Source organism: Nitrospira sp. CMX1 (assembly GCF_054902215.1).
The window spans coordinates 59672-75334 of sequence record NZ_JBUBKD010000078.1 but is presented as its reverse complement, the minus strand read 5'-3'; the positions used below and the strand labels follow the sequence as shown (position 1 = coordinate 75334).

The 15663-nt window shown below is 54.9% G+C and carries 15 protein-coding genes; 4 read left to right on the top strand and 11 right to left on the bottom strand.

Going from position 1 to position 15663, the window contains the following annotated elements:
• Nucleotides 1-115 precede the first annotated feature (115 nt).
• The 7 genes from ACYX34_RS19760 to rplU form a co-directional block, all read right to left on the bottom strand.
• Entirely contained in the window at nucleotides 116-1516 is a 1401-nt protein-coding gene (locus ACYX34_RS19760) for a tetratricopeptide repeat protein (protein ID WP_462078295.1), read from the bottom strand.
• A 15-nt stretch (nucleotides 1517-1531) separates the two neighbouring features.
• Nucleotides 1532-1942 (bottom strand): ribosome silencing factor, encoded by a 411-nt coding sequence (rsfS, locus tag ACYX34_RS19755; protein WP_462078393.1) that lies wholly within the window; start codon nucleotides 1940-1942, stop codon nucleotides 1532-1534.
• On the bottom strand, nucleotides 1926-2666 hold the full coding sequence (gene nadD / locus ACYX34_RS19750; RefSeq protein WP_462078294.1) for a nicotinate-nucleotide adenylyltransferase: 741 nt from the start codon (nucleotides 2664-2666) through the stop codon (nucleotides 1926-1928). Before nadD ends, rsfS begins: the two co-directional genes overlap by 17 nt.
• Nucleotides 2667-2696: 30 nt before the next feature.
• Complete coding sequence (gene proB / locus ACYX34_RS19745; protein WP_462078293.1) at nucleotides 2697-3818, bottom strand: glutamate 5-kinase; 1122 nt, start codon at nucleotides 3816-3818, stop codon at nucleotides 2697-2699.
• Nucleotides 3800-4825, bottom strand: a complete 1026-nt coding sequence (gene obgE / locus ACYX34_RS19740) for a GTPase ObgE (RefSeq protein ID WP_462078292.1) — start codon at nucleotides 4823-4825, stop codon at nucleotides 3800-3802. The genes proB and obgE overlap by 19 nt, the downstream gene beginning before the upstream one ends.
• 128 nt (nucleotides 4826-4953) lie before the next feature.
• A complete protein-coding gene (rpmA, locus tag ACYX34_RS19735) occupies nucleotides 4954-5217 on the bottom strand; it encodes a 50S ribosomal protein L27 (RefSeq protein ID WP_462078291.1) in 264 nt (87 codons plus the stop codon).
• A gap of 24 nt (nucleotides 5218-5241) precedes the next feature.
• The gene (gene rplU / locus ACYX34_RS19730; protein WP_462078290.1) at nucleotides 5242-5556 is read right to left on the bottom strand and encodes a 50S ribosomal protein L21; all 315 of its coding nucleotides are present in this window, start codon (nucleotides 5554-5556) and stop codon (nucleotides 5242-5244) included.
• A gap of 214 nt (nucleotides 5557-5770) precedes the next feature.
• Here rplU and ACYX34_RS19725 point away from each other — a divergent pair, with 214 nt between their 5' ends.
• Together ACYX34_RS19725 and ACYX34_RS19720 are read left to right on the top strand one after the other, a co-directional pair.
• Nucleotides 5771-6115, top strand: a complete 345-nt coding sequence (locus ACYX34_RS19725) for a PilZ domain-containing protein (protein ID WP_462078289.1) — start codon at nucleotides 5771-5773, stop codon at nucleotides 6113-6115.
• Between the two features lie 193 nt (nucleotides 6116-6308).
• Entirely contained in the window at nucleotides 6309-7223 is a 915-nt protein-coding gene (locus ACYX34_RS19720) for a branched-chain amino acid transaminase (protein ID WP_462078288.1), read from the top strand.
• 82 nt (nucleotides 7224-7305) lie between these two features.
• Here the strand turns inward: ACYX34_RS19720 and secG are convergent, their stop codons facing one another.
• The 4 genes from secG to gap form a co-directional block, all read right to left on the bottom strand.
• Nucleotides 7306-7665 (bottom strand): preprotein translocase subunit SecG, encoded by a 360-nt coding sequence (gene secG / locus ACYX34_RS19715; protein ID WP_462078287.1) that lies wholly within the window; start codon nucleotides 7663-7665, stop codon nucleotides 7306-7308.
• Nucleotides 7666-7671: 6 nt separating this feature from the next.
• Nucleotides 7672-8454, bottom strand: a complete 783-nt coding sequence (gene tpiA, locus ACYX34_RS19710) for a triose-phosphate isomerase (RefSeq protein ID WP_462078286.1) — start codon at nucleotides 8452-8454, stop codon at nucleotides 7672-7674.
• A 39-nt stretch (nucleotides 8455-8493) separates the two neighbouring features.
• Nucleotides 8494-9693, bottom strand: coding sequence for a phosphoglycerate kinase (locus ACYX34_RS19705; protein ID WP_462078285.1), 1200 nt, complete (start codon nucleotides 9691-9693; stop codon nucleotides 8494-8496).
• A gap of 100 nt (nucleotides 9694-9793) precedes the next feature.
• Nucleotides 9794-10807 carry a type I glyceraldehyde-3-phosphate dehydrogenase gene (gene gap / locus ACYX34_RS19700; RefSeq protein ID WP_462078284.1) on the bottom strand — a complete coding sequence of 338 codons (1014 nt, stop codon included), beginning with the start codon at nucleotides 10805-10807 and terminating at the stop codon, nucleotides 9794-9796.
• A gap of 233 nt (nucleotides 10808-11040) precedes the next feature.
• Here gap and ACYX34_RS19695 point away from each other — a divergent pair, with 233 nt between their 5' ends.
• Nucleotides 11041-13458 (top strand): endonuclease MutS2, encoded by a 2418-nt coding sequence (locus ACYX34_RS19695; RefSeq protein WP_462078283.1) that lies wholly within the window; start codon nucleotides 11041-11043, stop codon nucleotides 13456-13458.
• Between the two features lie 374 nt (nucleotides 13459-13832).
• A complete protein-coding gene (locus ACYX34_RS19690; protein ID WP_462078282.1) occupies nucleotides 13833-15488 on the top strand; it encodes a hypothetical protein in 1656 nt (551 codons plus the stop codon).
• Nucleotides 15489-15663: the final 175 nt, after the last annotated feature.

Below are 15663 nucleotides of genomic sequence, written 5' to 3'. Positions count from 1 at the left end.
TTTCGGGTTTCAAGTTTCGAGTTCTTCTACTTCGAAGGGAGTTTTGCGCGAAACCAGAAACACGAAACTCGCAAACGAGCGTCGATTCACGAGGAGCCATTGTCGAGGGGGAAAGTTACACGGTTTCAAACGGAGAAGCAATGCCTCGGTAGGGGACAGACGAGCTGGGAGAGGGTTCTTTCTCCGGGTTAGTCGAGACTTGACTGGTTTCGATCCAAGGGAGGGCCGTGAGCGTATTCCACTTGGCACAGCGGCGGCACCGCCCCGTCCAGTCGGCGGATTCCTGCTGACACTGGGTGCAGATATAGGGTACGACCACCCGTTTTTTGAAACTTAACGCTTTCTTGAGCGATGTAATGGCCTCTTCAAACTGCTGTTTCCGGAGATAGAGGTTGGCCATAATCTTATGATAGTCGAGAAGGTGATCTTGAGGCCCTTCAATCGTTGACAGAAGATCGAATGCCTCATCCACCATTTCAAGCCGATAGTAGAGCTTGCCCAGATAGAATTGGAGCACGGGATTCTGCGGGTTTTGCTGCAATGCGTCCTGATAGACTCGGATGATTTCGCTGGGTTCGCCTTGATCGAGGAAGAGCTCTTCCAGCCGATGGAGAATGATGACGCTTCGCGTGCGTGTGTAGACCTTCTTCAGAATTTCGACCGCGTCTTTGGTCTTCCCTTCATGAATCAAAATTTCCCCGATGCCGATGTAGGCGGGGAGGAAGGCACGATCTTTCTTGATGGCGCCGCGGAAGTACCGTCTGGCCTTGTCAGGATGGCCGCGTTCGAGCAGCTGGCGTCCCACTTCATACATACATCCCAGGAGCAGGGCGGCTTCGGCCTGTTTTTCTGGGGCAGGGAGGTTGGCTTTGAGCAGGCGGTGCTGGAGTTCAAGTGCCTCGCTCCATCGTTCCAGGCGGATGTTGAGGTCTCGTTTTCGGATCAAGGCCGTGAGATTGTCAGGCTCAATCTTGAGGATTTGCTGCAGGGCCTGCAGGGCCTCTTCATACCGCTTGGCCCCTTCCAGATCCTTCCCCAATTCCAGCAACACTTCGATGTTCCGATCGTCCACCCGTTGTGCGTGTTGGTGGAGTCGGATGGCCTCAGAAAAATTCTGCTCCGAACGATAGATGTTTCCCAGCCACAGCAGTGAATCGACACGTGTCGGGTCGATGGCCAGGGCCTTTTCCAGCAGCGCGATGGCTTCCGAGGGACGTTTCGACATGAATGCGTGGGTCCCGTCCCGGTGAAGCGTATCAACCTTTTCTTTGCGGCGTAGGAGACGTTGACTGCGCCAATTGAGAATGAGATGGGCGGTCTGTTGCAAACCGACGACGAATGTCGCAAGGACGGCTCCTCCAGCCATTGAAATTAATACGAGCGTGACGAGATTGAGATCGAACTCCACTCCGGGACCGGTATGGATGACGACGGTGCCTGGATTGAGCTCGCGGAAGTAGCTGTAGACAAACACGCCGGCACTGATGAGAAAAATGGTGATCAGCAGTTTAAACATCGCTTAAACCATCTTCTACGAACGTGCTTTCCGGGTCAGCCGCTCCTTTGCCTCTGGAGTCGGTGCTGATGAGGTCTTGTCGGAAATGGGAATCTGTCGTGCGTCGCTCCAGAGCCGCTCGATCGCATAATGTGATCGGGCCTCCTGTCGAAACACGTGGGCCACGACATCACCGAAGTCGATGACGACCCACTGGCCTGAGGTTGTTCCCTCAAGGCTGAGTGGCCGTTGGTTCATACGAGAAAGCGCGTCGACGACCGAATCAGCGACTGCGCGCGTCTGCCGGTCGGATTCAGCCGACCCGAGAACCAGGTAGTCAGCGATTGAAGTCAGCGGGGCGACATGGAGGACTTGAACATCAAGGGCCTTCTTGTCGAGCATTGCCTTGGCGACGGCGAGGGCTGTGGCCTTAGATGTGCGTGCGATTACGGTCCTCCTGATAAAGCCTCTGCTGAAGTATATAAGATTCCACTGAGGGGGGCAACATATTTGCCAGCGGTCCACCGCATTGCACCCTCTTCCTGATCTCTGAGGCAGAGATCAGACAGGGGGGAAGGGCTACACATGTGAGACCAGAGGAGTCTGGAACGGGGAGTTCCACCTGGTCTAAGAGGCCAAGATCCAATTGCCTAAGGGCCTGTGCATTCAGGTTGGACAGTAGGGGCATTTTGCTGAGGGATTGGAATGATTGTCCAGGACGAGGGACAATCACAAAATGGCAGAGTCGCAAGAGTGTCTCAGGGGATCTCCAGGTGGAAAACTCAAGAAAAGCATCTAACCCGATGATAAAGAACAGTTTCCATGACGGACCATACTGCGCTTGGACCTCACGGACTGTGTCAATTGAGTATGATTTGCCGACCCGATCGATCTCAATCGTCGATAGCTCGAAAAAGGGAGATTCCGCGATGGCAAGCTTGACCATGTCGAGTCGAGCTTGCGCGGGGGCCAGCGATCTGCTCTGCTTGTGGGGCGGGTTGCCGGTCGGAATAAAGAGGACTCGAGAGAGGTGCAACCGTTCATACACCCGATGGGCGATCGCGAGGTGGCCGTTGTGAATGGGGTTGAAGCTGCCGCCGAGAAGCCCGAGACGATGTGAAGCAAGGTGCGGAGTGCGGAGTGCGGAGTGCTGCGATGTGGGGAAGTTCATAACTCAGGACTCGGCACTCAAAGCGCAGAACTAAAGAATGACCAGATTGTCGCGGTGAATGACTTCCTCATATTCTTGGGGGCCGAACTGTTCTTGGATCACGGCCGTCTTGAGGCCTTTCATCCGCTCTAAGAGCTCCGCTGACACGTTCACCAAGCCTTTCGCAAATTCCTTTCCGTCTGGGGCGATGCAACTGACCGGATCGCCGGCTTCAAATGGTCCGATGATCTTTTGAATGCCGGATGCGAGCAGGCTTTTTCCCCGTTGAGCAAGGGCATCGACGGCCCCTTGATCGAGATGGATTCGGCCACGCGGGCGAAGTGTGAACGCGATCCAATGTTTTCGGCTGTTCAGACGGCGTTCCCTAGCCAGAAAGAGACTTCCACCGGTTCCTGTGGTCAACGCTGTGGCGAGGAGCCCTGCTCGTTCTCCGCTGAGAATGAGGGTAGAGACCCCGTATTGGCCGACTTTTTTAGCCGCCCGAAGCTTGGTGGCCATGCCGCCCGTGCCTTCGAAGGTGCTGGACACGCCAGCCAGTTGCTCGATCTCGTCGGTGATGGCCGGAATGAACGGAATCAGGGTGGCAGAAGGGTTCTTCCGAGGATCTTCTGTATACAGTCCGTCGACATCGGACAAAATTACCAGGAGGTCTGCATCTGCCAGGTGAGCCACTTCGCTGGCCAGGGTATCGTTATCACCGACTCTGATCTCATCGACTGCGACGGTATCGTTTTCATTGATGATCGGAATGATACCAAAATCAATCAGGGTCGAAAGGGTATGGCGTGCGTTGAGAAACCGGCGTCGATCTTCGAGATCCTGGTGTGTGAGGAGAATTTGCGCCACCTGGATGGAGAGACGCTCGAAGGCCTTTTCATAGGCCCACATCAGGCGACTTTGCCCCACGGCTGCCGCAGCCTGCTTGACCGGAAGGTGCTTCGGGTACTCTTTCAGCTGCAGTTTTCTGATGCCGGAGACGATGGCTCCGGAGGAGACGATCAGAATCTCTCGTCCCTGTCCCTTCAGAGCTGCGATCTCGTCGGCCAACCGCTCAATTCGGTCGGGGCGTAGACCATCCGCACGCGATGCGATCAGGCTACTGCCGATTTTGACGACGATCCGTGTGGCCTGTGTTAGGACTGTGTCTCGCATGGCAGCGTCCGCAACATATCAACCTGTTTCCCGACATAGAGGATCAACCGATCCAGCCCTGTATTCGTGGCGGCCGAAATTGGGAAGCAGGGATACCCTCGTTCTTGGCAATAGGCTTGGATCTGTTCCAGCCGTTCACCTGCCCCAACAACATCAATTTTGGTTGGGACGACGGCAAACGGGCGGGTGGTCAGGCCCTGGTCATAGGCGGCCAGTTCCTGCCGGAGAGTCTCAAAGCTGTTTCTTGGATCGTCGGTGGCCCATTCCGAGACGTCGATCAAGTGGAGTAAAAACGCGGTCCGTTCGATATGGCGAAGAAACTGTACCCCCAGGCCTTTCCCTTCATGGGCTCCTTCGATCAAGCCTGGGATATCAGCCACAACAAAACTGCGGTCCGATCCCCATCGGACGACGCCGAGATTAGGAACCAATGTGGTAAAAGGATAATCGGCAATTTTGGGACGAGCCGCAGAAATGGCCGAGATAAGGGTTGATTTTCCCGCATTGGGAAATCCAACAAGACCAACATCGGCTAATAACTTGAGTTCGAGTCGTAATGTCCGCTCTTCGCCGGAAGTCCCTGGAGTGCACTTGGTTGGTACGCGATTGACGGATGTGGCGAAGTTGCTGTTGCCTTTCCCGCCACGCCCCCCTCGGGCGATCACGGCTGTTTGGTCGTCTTCGGTAAAATCTGCGAGGACGTCTGTTGACTGCTCGTCATAGACAATGGTTCCGACTGGCACATGGATTGTGACGTCGTCACCGGAACGTCCGGTACAGTTTGAGCCACCGCCTGGTTTCCCGTCTTGGGCCTCGTAGTGATTTTGATACCGGAGATCGAGCAAGGTCACGAGGCGATGTGATGCAGTCATGATGACATCGCCGCCATTGCCTCCGTCACCGCCATCCGGGCCTCCGCGTGGGACAAACATCTCTCTCCGGAAGCTACAAATGCCGTTTCCGCCTCGCCCGGCCCGTACTGTCACACGTACTTCGTCGACAAACATGAGGTTCCGTTTCCTACAGCCAAGTCATGGTGAGGAGATGTAAAAGTATATCCGACCCTGGGGCGAAGGGGGAGAGGGAGACTGTCTTTCTACCTTGCTCGTGAGGAAGAGAGAGTGGAAATGGAAGGCTAGGGCTTCGATGAGCTCGGATACACACTGACTCGTCGTCTGCCGCGTCCACCTTCAAACTTGACCACGCCGGTCGCTTTGGCGAACAGCGTGTGGTCCCTACCCAGATCTACATTGAAGCCGGGAAAGAATTTGGTTCCGCGCTGGCGGACGATAATGCTACCGGCTGTCACTGTCTGACCGCCATACGCTTTTACTCCCAGATATTGGGGATTACTGTCGCGACCGTTACGTGAGGATCCGCCACCTTTATTTGTTGCCATGGTCTATCCTTTCCCGCTCTTACATTATGCCGTTGCAATACCGGTAATCAGAAGCTTGGTGAATCCCTGCCGGTGCCCACGCGTACGTCGGTAGTTTTTGCGGCGTTTCTTTTTGAATACGGTAATAGACCGAGTCCGTCCGTGACGCACAATTTCCGCTGTCACTTTGGCTCCGGCAACGAGTGGTTGCCCGATGAGGCACCCGGCGTCGCCATGCACGAGACGGACTTGGTCGAGTTCTACTTGTGAGCCGACATCGCCAGGCAGATTTTCAACCTGGATCGTTGCCCCTGCTTCTACCCGATACTGCTTACCACCAGTTTCGATAATCGCGTACATATCTCTTCTCCAGTCTTGAGGAACGGTTCATTTAACATGTGAGTGTGAGAAGTGTCAAGCCATGGAGAGTGTCTCGCCTGGTCAGTGATCATGTAGTCCCCCTCTTTTGAGGGCTAGGATCACGTTCTAGGCACCACGTATTCTTGCATCACGAAAATTCAATCGTCGTCGACGTGATGGTGACTGCGATTCCACTGCGACAGGTGATGGAAACATGGCTCCTACCGGCAAGTTTGTGATTCGTACGTATCACCGAATTCCAGTTCGTTGTGAGGCCTACTACATGGGTGGTGACTTTCTCGGAAAGGGAACGATCGTGAACCTGTGTCGAAACGGGTTTCGTGTGTTGGGCGATCATCAAGTCGTACCTGGAATGGATCTGACCGTTCGTCTTAGCCTCCCTGACAAAGAGGAGCCGGTAGAAATTCAGCGTGTTGTGGTTCGCTGGGTGCGCGGGCTGTTATTTGGTGCTAAAGTCGTGACGATGAGCCCGGTCGGAGAAGATCGAGTTGGCGCGTTCCTGAGTACTCGCCTTCGTGCCTATTGTGCCTCCTCCTAGACAACCCGCTGAGGGATGCAGAGAGCCTCAACCCTCGGGCAGCGGCGGACGTGCCATACACGCTTTGCCGGCGGAATTATTCGTGAACTGGCCGAGCCCCCGTTTGCTTGACCCGAGACCAACTGCACGCTATAGTCCCTCACGCTAATCAAAGCAGTGTCCTCATTATCCGTTACGGGAGCTTGCATTCCATATGTTGGAGCCGGTTGAAAAAATCTGGATGGACGGAAAGTTCGTGGCCTGGGGGGAGGCGAATGTCCATGTCCTCACCCATTCCTTGCACTATGGTCTGGCAGCCTTCGAAGGTGTGCGTTGTTACAAAGGCAAGTCGGGATCCGCTATCTTTCGGCTTCAGGAACATGTCGATCGATTGTTCGACTCGGCACACATCAGCATGATGACCATGCCGTACGATAAGAAACAGATGACCGAGGCCATTATCGAAACAGTTCGTGTCAATCGCCTGGATGCCTGTTACATCCGCCCGTTAGTCTTTATTGGGTATGGGGCGATGGGGGTCCATCCGGGGGACAATCCGATTCGAGTGGCTATCGCTGCGTGGAAGTGGGGGGCCTATTTAGGGGATGAAGCACTTGCGAATGGGATGCGCGCTTGTGTGTCTTCCTTTACGAGACACCATGTGAATGTGTCCATGACCAGAGGGAAGATTTCCGGGTATTATGTGAATTCTATCCTCGCGAAGCGACAAGCGAAGGCTGATGGGTATGACGAAGCGATTCTTCTCGATCCGGAGGGGTACGTCGCTGAAGGAACAGGGGAGAATGTGTTCATCATCCGCCGTGGTATTCTCAAGACGACGCCGCTGACGTCGGTGCTTGAAGGGATTACGAGAAATTCCGTCATTCAATTGGCGGAAGAGCGGCACATCGCGGTCGTCGAAGAACGGTTCACACGGGATGAAATGTATATTGCGGATGAAGTGTTTGTGACAGGCACGGCGGCTGAACTGACGCCGGTCCGAGAGATTGACAACCGCCGTATTGGCACCGGGACACCCGGGCCGATTACGCGCTCCCTCCAAGACACATTCTTCTCAATCGTACGAGGTGAGGATTCCACACACCAATCCTGGTTGACCAGGATCTAACAACACTGCCGGATGGGAACAACCCATGCCCCTTCCGGCAGGTACCTATTTGTGGATAACCTAGGTTGTTTCCCGTGATCGATTAGTGACCAGTTGAGGAAGATTCACCAGAGGAGGAGTGCGACTCTCCAGATGGTTGAGCCGGTGGTGCAGCCGGAGGAGTTGCCTGTTCGCTCTTGTGCTCAAGGTCAATGACCGTCGAGGAGAAATTTCTTTGTTTTGCCAAAATGGCCAGGCTGAATGACGTCAGCATGAAAATGGCTGCAACGAACACAGTCAGCTTACTGAGGAAATTGGCCGGACCACGGCTCCCGAACACCGTTTGACTGGACCCACCAAAGGCAGCTCCAATCTCCGCGCCTTTCCCTGACTGGAGTAGAATCGCTCCAATCATCAGAAAACAGATGAACACGTGGACGACCACGATCAGCGTGTATAACATGGAAGTTCAAACTCCGATGGATCGAGTGGTAGAAGCAAGCTTGATGATTGTAGCAAAGGAGGTTACGTCTAGACAAGCGCCTCCGATAAGCGCGCCATCCACCTGGTCCGACGATAAGAGTGCAGCGATATTCTGCGTTGTTACGCTCCCTCCATACAGAATTTTCGTTCGTTCGGCAATAGCGGGAGAGGCTGTGGTGGCAAGAACCGCCCGAATCGTCTGATGTGCGGCAACGGCCTGCTCAGTGGTTGCTGATCGACCGGTACCGATTGCCCATATCGGCTCGTAGGCGATGGTGAGACTCGCCAGGGTCTCGGCAGTGAAGCTGGACAGGCTTTCGTGGATCTGTTGCGAGAGCACCTCGTTGGTTGAACCGGCTTCTCGCTGCGCGAGTGACTCACCGATACAGAGGATCGGGTGGAGGCCATGCGCGAAGGCCGCCTGAATTTTCCTGCGAATCCCGTCACCCCGTTCTCCAAAGAGTGTTCTCCGTTCGGAGTGGCCAATAATCACATAGCGGCAACCGAGATCCTTCAGCATGGGGGCGGAGATCTCTCCGGTGTACGCTCCCTGCGTTTCCCAAAACAGATTTTGGGCCCCGAGCTGGATCGGAGATTCTGAGCCCAATACTCTGCGGACCGATTCCAATGCCGTAAATGGGGGAGCAACAACCAGTTCCACGCTTGTGGGGGGCTTAGAAAGATGCCGGCTCAGCTCGCCAACAAACGTTGCCGCTTCGGACGCGGTCTTGTTCATCTTCCAATTGCCGACAATGAGCAGTGTGCGCACAGGGTTTCCTGAGGTTGAGATTGTATGGAGGAATAGTCGTTAATTCTGTCGATCCGGCAATGCTGCAAGGCCAGGCAACGTCTTGCCTTCCAGCAGTTCCAGAGCTGCGCCACCACCGGTCGAGATAAATGACATGTTCTCTGACACCCCGGCTCGATGAACGGCGAGGGCTGTTTCACCGCCACCGACGATCGTGAGGGCGTACGCATCGGCGATGGCATGGGCCATGGCTAAGGTCCCCCTTGCGTAGGCGTCGATTTCAAAGACACCCATCGGTCCGTTCCACAGGATGGTCTTGGCGTTTTGGACCGCCTCATTGAAGAGTTTGACGGAGGCCGGGCCAATGTCGAGGGCGTACCACCCTTTCGGAATCTCCTGAACAGGGACGATCTTGGTTTCTGCACCGACCTCTCGACTAGCCGCGACCACACAGTCGACGGGGAGATAAAATTTGACTCCACGGGAGAGGGCATGGTCCTCGATGCCTCGCGCGAAATCCAGCATGTCCATTTCGCAGAGAGAATTGCCGATCTCCATGCCTTTAGCCTTCAAGAAGGTGAAGGCCATACCACCGCCGATGATGACCTTGTCCACTTTCTTGCCGAGATTTTCAATAACTCCGATTTTCCCGGACACCTTGGCCCCTCCCAGGATGGCGGCAAATGGTCGTACGGGATTCGCAACGGCTCCTTCCAGGTACTCGATCTCCTTCTTGAGCAGGGCCCCTGCCGCGGCATCTTTGATGTATTTCGTAATGCCGACCGTCGAGGCGTGGGCACGGTGTGCTGCTCCAAAGGCGTCGTTGATGAACACATCCCCCAGCGAGGCCAGGGCCTTTGCGAAGCCATCGTCGTTTTTTTCTTCGCCGGCATGAAACCGGAGGTTTTCAAGCAAGAGCACATCCCCGTCCTTCATTTTGGCGACCAGCTTTTCAACGGCCGGTCCCATGCAATCCGGAGCGAAAAGTACTTCTTTGCCAAGCAGTCGCCCCAAGCGTTTGGCGACAGGAGCGAGACTGTATTTGGGCTCGAAGGTCCCCTTCGGTCGGCCAAGATGTGAACAGAGAATGACTTTGGCGCCCTCATCAACGACGCGATTGAGCGTGGGCAGCGTCGAGCGAATGCGGGTGTCATCCGTGATGTGGAGCGATTCATCGAGCGGGACATTGAAATCGGCCCGAATGATGACACGCTTGCCACGAAGTTGCACATCGTCGATCGTCTTTTTGTGCAAGTTCATGAAGCGCTCCTTCAGTTAAGGTCGGTCAGTGTGAAGCGGGGTTCGCTGAATAATGACTGTTCTGAGTACAGACCTGCGTACATGGCTCTTCGATGGATCCTTAGCGAGTCGCTGATTTCCCCGCCAAGACCTTCACAAGATCGCGGACACGGCAGGAATACCCCCATTCGTTGTCGTACCAGGCCGTCACCTTGACCAGGCGTTTGTCGACGACATTAGTCAGCGGGGCATCGACGGTCGCGGAGTGAGCATCGCCTTTTTGGTCGATTGAGACGATCGGATCTTCTGAATACTTGAGAATACCCTTGAGGGGGCCATCTGCGGCCTTTTTGAAAGCGGCGTTCACGGAGGAGATATCGCAATCCTTTTCAGTTTCCACTGTCAGGTCAACCAGCGACACATTCGGGGTTGGGACTCGAATGGCCAGCCCGTCCAATTTGCCCTTGAGTTCAGGGATGACGAGGTGGAGCGCCTTGGCGGCTCCTGTGCTGGTCGGGATCATCGACATGCCGGCAGCACGGGCACGACGAAGATCCTTGTGGGGCAGATCCAAGAGTTGCTGGTCGTTGGTATAGGAGTGGATAGTGGTCATGATGCCGTGCTTGATTCCGAAATTTTCCAGCAAGACTTTGGCCACCGGGGCAAGGCAGTTTGTCGTGCAGGAGGCATTGGAGACGATGTGGTGGGACTTGGGATCGAACTTTTCATCGTTCACGCCAAGGACGATCGTCACATCAGGATCTTTGGCGGGGGCTGAAATAATCACGTGCTTGGCACCGGCGGACAGGTGTTTGCCCGCTGATTCACGGTCAGTAAATCGACCGGTCGATTCGATGACGACGTCCACGTCCAACGCCTTCCAGGGCAGTTCTTTAGGATCTTTCACGGCCAGCACTTTGATCGGGTTCCCATCGACGAGGATCTGATCCTCTTTGGCCTCGACGGTCGCCGGCAAGGTTCCATGGACGGAATCGTATTTGAGCAGGTAGGCAAGCGTGTTAGCGTCCGTGAGATCGTTGATCGCGACAATCTGCAGGTCCTTGTCCCCCATTGATGCGCGCAGCACGTTACGCCCGATACGTCCAAATCCATTGATTCCGATACGAATGGCCATGGTGTATTCCTCTACAGGCAAATATGTTGATTGAAAACAGACAGGTGGTACCGCACAAAAACGGATACTATCGATGCCTTCTCCTTGTTGTCAAGATAGAACGACGGGTGTTTCTGGCGAAAACGATATGACAATCTGCGGGCTTCGGAGTCTGTCGAGACTGCAGGAGTTGCTTCCGGTTCTTCTGGAAGGCTAGAGTTCTGAGGTCTGTCGAACGACGGGGTATCTGACCAATGAGCCGAACATTATTCGATCAAGCGACGCAGGCATTGGAGTGGCCGCGTGTGCTCGAGTTTCTGGCCCTCCACGCGCAGTCGGCGATCGGGGGATCTCGATGCCGGTCACTGTCACTGGCCAGCGAGCTTGCGGATGCCCGTCGACGGCAACAGGAGACGAGCGAGATGGTTGCATGGCTTGAAGGGAGTGATCCGGTCCCTGCGCTGGGCTTCCCTGATATTCGTGAACCATTGCGTCGTGCGTCCAAAGGCGGTGTGCTCGAGAGCAGTGAATTGCGGGATTGTGTCATCGTGCTGACCGTGATGGCTGAACTGGAACGCTATGCGGAATCTCACAAGGGCGAGACGCAACGGTTGGCGCAGGTTTTGGAGCCGCTTCGTGCCACGAAGGCTCTGCAGGGAGTGTTGCGGGCGATCGAGGGGGCTATCCACCCGGATGGAGCCATGAAAGAGACGGCCTCGCCGGAATTGCGCCGCGTAACGCATCACGCCCAGGGATTGAAGCAAGAGATGCGGGACCACCTCGAGCGGATCCTCCATTCGCGGCGATATGAAGAGGTGTTGCAAGAGTCGTATTTTGCTCAGCGAGAAGGGCGTTATGTCATACCGGTGAAGGCGGACATGAGGGGGCGAATTCCTGGGATCGTTCATGATGTGTCTGCGAGTGGAGCCACTGTCTTTCTTGAGCCACGGGAATTGGTGGAGCTGAACAATTCCATCAAGGTGGCGGATTTGGAGATCGAGCGGGAGGTGCAGCGTATCCTACGGGAGCTGAGTGCTGTCGTCGCCTCCAAGGCAGATGTGATCAACCAGGGGATTGAGGTGTTGGCCCAGTGCGATGTCATCAAGGCCAGGGCCGAGGTGAGTCGTCGACTGAAATGTCATCCTGTCGCCTTGAATGAGTCCGGTCGCGTCATCCTCAAGCAGGCCCGGCACCCGCTCCTGCTGCTTACGAAGGATGAGGTTGTTGCGAACGATATCGACTTGGATGAAACGGTTCGGGTGCTCGTAATCTCGGGGCCGAATACGGGTGGGAAGACCGTCACACTCAAGATCGTCGGGCTCTTTGCACTCATGGTCCGCGCAGGGCTGCATCTTCCCTGCGCGCCGGAGTCGGAGATGGCTCTCTTTACCGATCTCTATGCCGATATCGGTGATGCTCAGGATTTGAGTCGCGATCTCTCCAGTTTTTCGGCCCATATGACACAGATGATCCGGCTCCTCACTGAGCATGCCGCCTGTTCGACGACCGAGCCTCCGGCTGCACCGTGTTCGTTGGTACTGCTTGATGAACCGGTGACTTCGACGGACCCCCAAGAAGGGGCTGCATTGGCGGAGGCGTTGCTCTGTCGTTTGGCGGAACTCAATATGAAAGTCGTGGCCACGACGCATTACGGGGCGCTCAAAGAGCTCGCACAAACGACTCCTGGTTTTGGGAACGCCAGTGTGGGATTCGATGTTGAACAGTTGGCCCCGACCTATCGATTGTTCATGGGTATTCCGGGTGGCTCGTCAGCACTTGAGATTGCCGGGCGCCTCGGCATGGATGAGTGTCTGGTGAATGACGCGAGGAGGCGCCTCCATCGCCAGAACTACCGACTCGATGAATTGATGGCGGATTTGCAGCGCAAACAGCGCCAGCTTGCCGAGGATCGAGAACAAACCAAGCGGTCGAGGCAAGAAGCCGAACAAGCGGCACGCGAAGCCCACGCGTTGCGAGCCCAACTGGAAGCCGCGGAGCAGGAAGCTCGACGGGGGCTTAAAAAGAAACTTGGCGAGCAGTTTCAACGGGCTCGGGCCGAGGTTCAAGCGACGGTCGACTCCCTGAAGCGCGAACAGAAGCTCATCAAGGTGAAGGAGACGAAAGAGCGGCTGCGTGAGTTAGAGACGAAGAGCAGGCAGGAGCTTACACCGCCGAACGAGCCGATTCCGATCGAACGGCTTGCTATCGGCGATACGGTGGAGATTGCAGGCTTGGGCATGACAGGAACTTTGCTGGAGATACCACAAGGAAAGAAACGGGTTCGTGTCAAAGTCGGAGAAGGGGAGATCTTAGCCACCGTCTCGAACCTCGTTGGGATCGTCGGTGAGCCGTGTTCTGGGCCGCCTCAACCGACTGCCGCAGCATTACCCCTTCACCGGAGTACGACAGATACAGGACTAGGGTTAGGTGAGCAGACCGTCGTGGATGTACGAGGCCAAGCCGTGGATGAGGCCCTGGATCGGGTTGTGGCGGCGTTGGATCGAGCGACCCTCGATGGCGCGCCGTTCCTTCGTGTCATTCATGGCCACGGAACCGGCCGGCTCAAGTCCGCCCTACGAGACTATTTGAAATCGTCCCCCTACGTGGCAGCGTTTCGCCCTGGTGATCGGGCCGAAGGAGGCGATGGCGTGACCGTGGCAAAGCTACGATAGGCAAGGGGCTGTGAAAGAGTGCGCCACTGCCTGGTAGTCCTGTCATACTTTGAGACTCCATACGTATCTATTCAGATTCACTCCCTGTATCTTTTTCGATTCAGCTCGGACCTCATCTAGCATGGTGTTCAGTTCTCTCTCACCTCTCTGTAACCGTTAGAACAACAGCGCAGGATTCTCGCCCTTACCGGCAACTTGCCATGGCATCGAGTTTGCATCGTTTCGCGTCACACACGTAAGAACACTTGCCAGATATCTACTGATAGGTATAAAAGGGCCGGCTCACATGATCGTGAGGCAACCAATTCTGGAAACCAAGAGTAAAGAAAACCCAAAGACATCCGTTGTGACGACCTAATGCGAAGGGGGAACCCATGAAGCGACAGCGTGTTGTTCAATTCGTCGGGGGATTTGCAATGCTTGGATTTGTTGGGATGGCCGTCTCAGTGAATGCACAGACCGCTACACCGTTTCAGATAATAGGCCATTTGGAGACCTTCGAACTGGTAGATAGTGCTGGTAACAAAATTGCCGACCCTGTAGCAGCTCTTCCATTTTCTGAGGCACGGATGGTCGTTAATGGGATCAGTATCCGTATTCCTCAAAATCTAGTGGTGACTATGCCTGCCGCCTATAAGTTTCCCCAACAGATTTTTAAGGAGGCCACAGGACCATCACTCACTAACAAGAATTCGGGTCTGGCACTTAACGATGATCCCAAACCGCTTGCGGCCTTCGAAGTGTCAATTGATGGTAACATTGTGTGCCTCCCCACAACGCCGCCCACAATACCGCCGAGTTGCACTGATACATATGTTGCGGGTTTAGTCAGTATCTCCCAGCAATCGCTCAATAATAGTGCGGGATACATTCATCAGATCGATCCCGATGGGGTTATACATGTGGGCGCTAATCCAAACGCGACATCGGTCCAAGCTGGTGATACGCGACTGCGTGTGAACGATCCGGCCATTACTACTGGTGGAACAGGTCGCTACGGACTCTCAAATGAGCAACAGTTTGGTCCAGGTGGGAATTCCTCTGATGCTCGTTATCCAGATGCTCGATTTCAGGTAGACCAGGATAATCCCACTATTCATGCACTTACCGGCTATCCCATGTGTGTACCCCGTTCAATAAATCCAGCAACCAAAACGAGTACCGACCTCAAATGTCCTGCAGGGAATCGCCCTGTTGATTCAGGTAATGGTCGGTTTCGAACCACTTTTGTTATGAATAATGTCGATCTCAACCCTCCCGCTAATTTTGGCAACGTACCCATTCCTGCATGTGGTTTAGGGCCTGGACAATGCAACCAGAATGAACAAGCGCCTTTCGTGATCGGTGATTACGTCACGTATGCCGGTACTCATGCGAAGGATGCAGGTGGGGAGTTTGTTTCGGTGCATACCATGGTCGCGAATGTGGGGATCTATACGAAGCCTGGTGCAGATCCTGCCTACATAACTCTGGATGAATCGTTAATTGGGACGATGGGCCCACTGGCGATCTGTGCAGGGACTTCGGCTGAGTGCCAAGATCGGATCAAGATCGAAGGATTCTTGACCGATCCATCACGGATTGATTCGGTCCATGTCTATGCGCTTGATTATCCGGTCATTGGAGGAGGAGTTTCGCTAAAGCCGAAGGTAAGGCGTCTTGGCCCAGCCCCGAAAGATCAGGCGGTGTATGGGCGGTTTCGTTATATCACTGGAAAGCGTGCGTTGGTTCTGTTCGATTCAACAGGCACTAGAGGCGCAACCCGAGAACTGATGGTGCGTATCGATGGGAATGTGCCATTGGCTGACGGTAGTGACAAACCGGATCCACCTGGGATCTATGCGGCGCCGATCGGGGAGTATATTTTCCCTGAGCCAACCGGGGTACAGGGCGGCCCCCTGCCGCCTCTGAATTTTGAGTGTCTGGCTTTCCTTGTAAATGGATGGTCCACGGATGAGAGCACGGTGATTGGGCAGCTGAAACCATGGCCAGGGGCAACAGTGCCGTCAAGTGTTGCTTGCAGCCAATAGAATGAATTGAAGCAGAATGTTTGGTGAGAAGGAGCGGAAAGTCATGAAGACGTATATCGTTGCAATGTGTAAAAGGTACCAGCGTCGTCCCTCTAAAAGGGTCCCACACATGGGTTGGGTGAAATCCTTGAAGCGGTGTGGACTGACCTCCCTCTTGTTAAGCCTGACAACTGTA

Bases quoted from the DNA above. Each gene is read 5' to 3' on its own strand.
- ACYX34_RS19760 (WP_462078295.1), bottom strand. From the start codon at position 1,516: ATGTTTAAACTGCTGATCACCATTTTTCTCATCAGTGCCGGCGTGTTT.
- nadD (WP_462078294.1), bottom strand. From the start codon at position 2,666: ATGAACTTCCCCACATCGCAGCACTCCGCACTCCGCACTCCGCACCTT.
- proB (WP_462078293.1), bottom strand. From the start codon at position 3,818: ATGCGAGACACAGTCCTAACACAGGCCACACGGATCGTCGTCAAAATC.
- obgE (WP_462078292.1), bottom strand. From the start codon at position 4,825: ATGTTTGTCGACGAAGTACGTGTGACAGTACGGGCCGGGCGAGGCGGA.
- rpmA (WP_462078291.1), bottom strand. From the start codon at position 5,217: ATGGCAACAAATAAAGGTGGCGGATCCTCACGTAACGGTCGCGACAGT.
- rplU (WP_462078290.1), bottom strand. From the start codon at position 5,556: ATGTACGCGATTATCGAAACTGGTGGTAAGCAGTATCGGGTAGAAGCA.
- ACYX34_RS19725 (WP_462078289.1), top strand. From the start codon at position 5,771: ATGGCTCCTACCGGCAAGTTTGTGATTCGTACGTATCACCGAATTCCA.
- ACYX34_RS19720 (WP_462078288.1), top strand. From the start codon at position 6,309: ATGTTGGAGCCGGTTGAAAAAATCTGGATGGACGGAAAGTTCGTGGCC.
- secG (WP_462078287.1), bottom strand. From the start codon at position 7,665: ATGTTATACACGCTGATCGTGGTCGTCCACGTGTTCATCTGTTTTCTG.
- ACYX34_RS19705 (WP_462078285.1), bottom strand. From the start codon at position 9,693: ATGAACTTGCACAAAAAGACGATCGACGATGTGCAACTTCGTGGCAAG.
- gap (WP_462078284.1), bottom strand. From the start codon at position 10,807: ATGGCCATTCGTATCGGAATCAATGGATTTGGACGTATCGGGCGTAAC.
- ACYX34_RS19695 (WP_462078283.1), top strand. From the start codon at position 11,041: ATGAGCCGAACATTATTCGATCAAGCGACGCAGGCATTGGAGTGGCCG.
- ACYX34_RS19690 (WP_462078282.1), top strand. From the start codon at position 13,833: ATGAAGCGACAGCGTGTTGTTCAATTCGTCGGGGGATTTGCAATGCTT.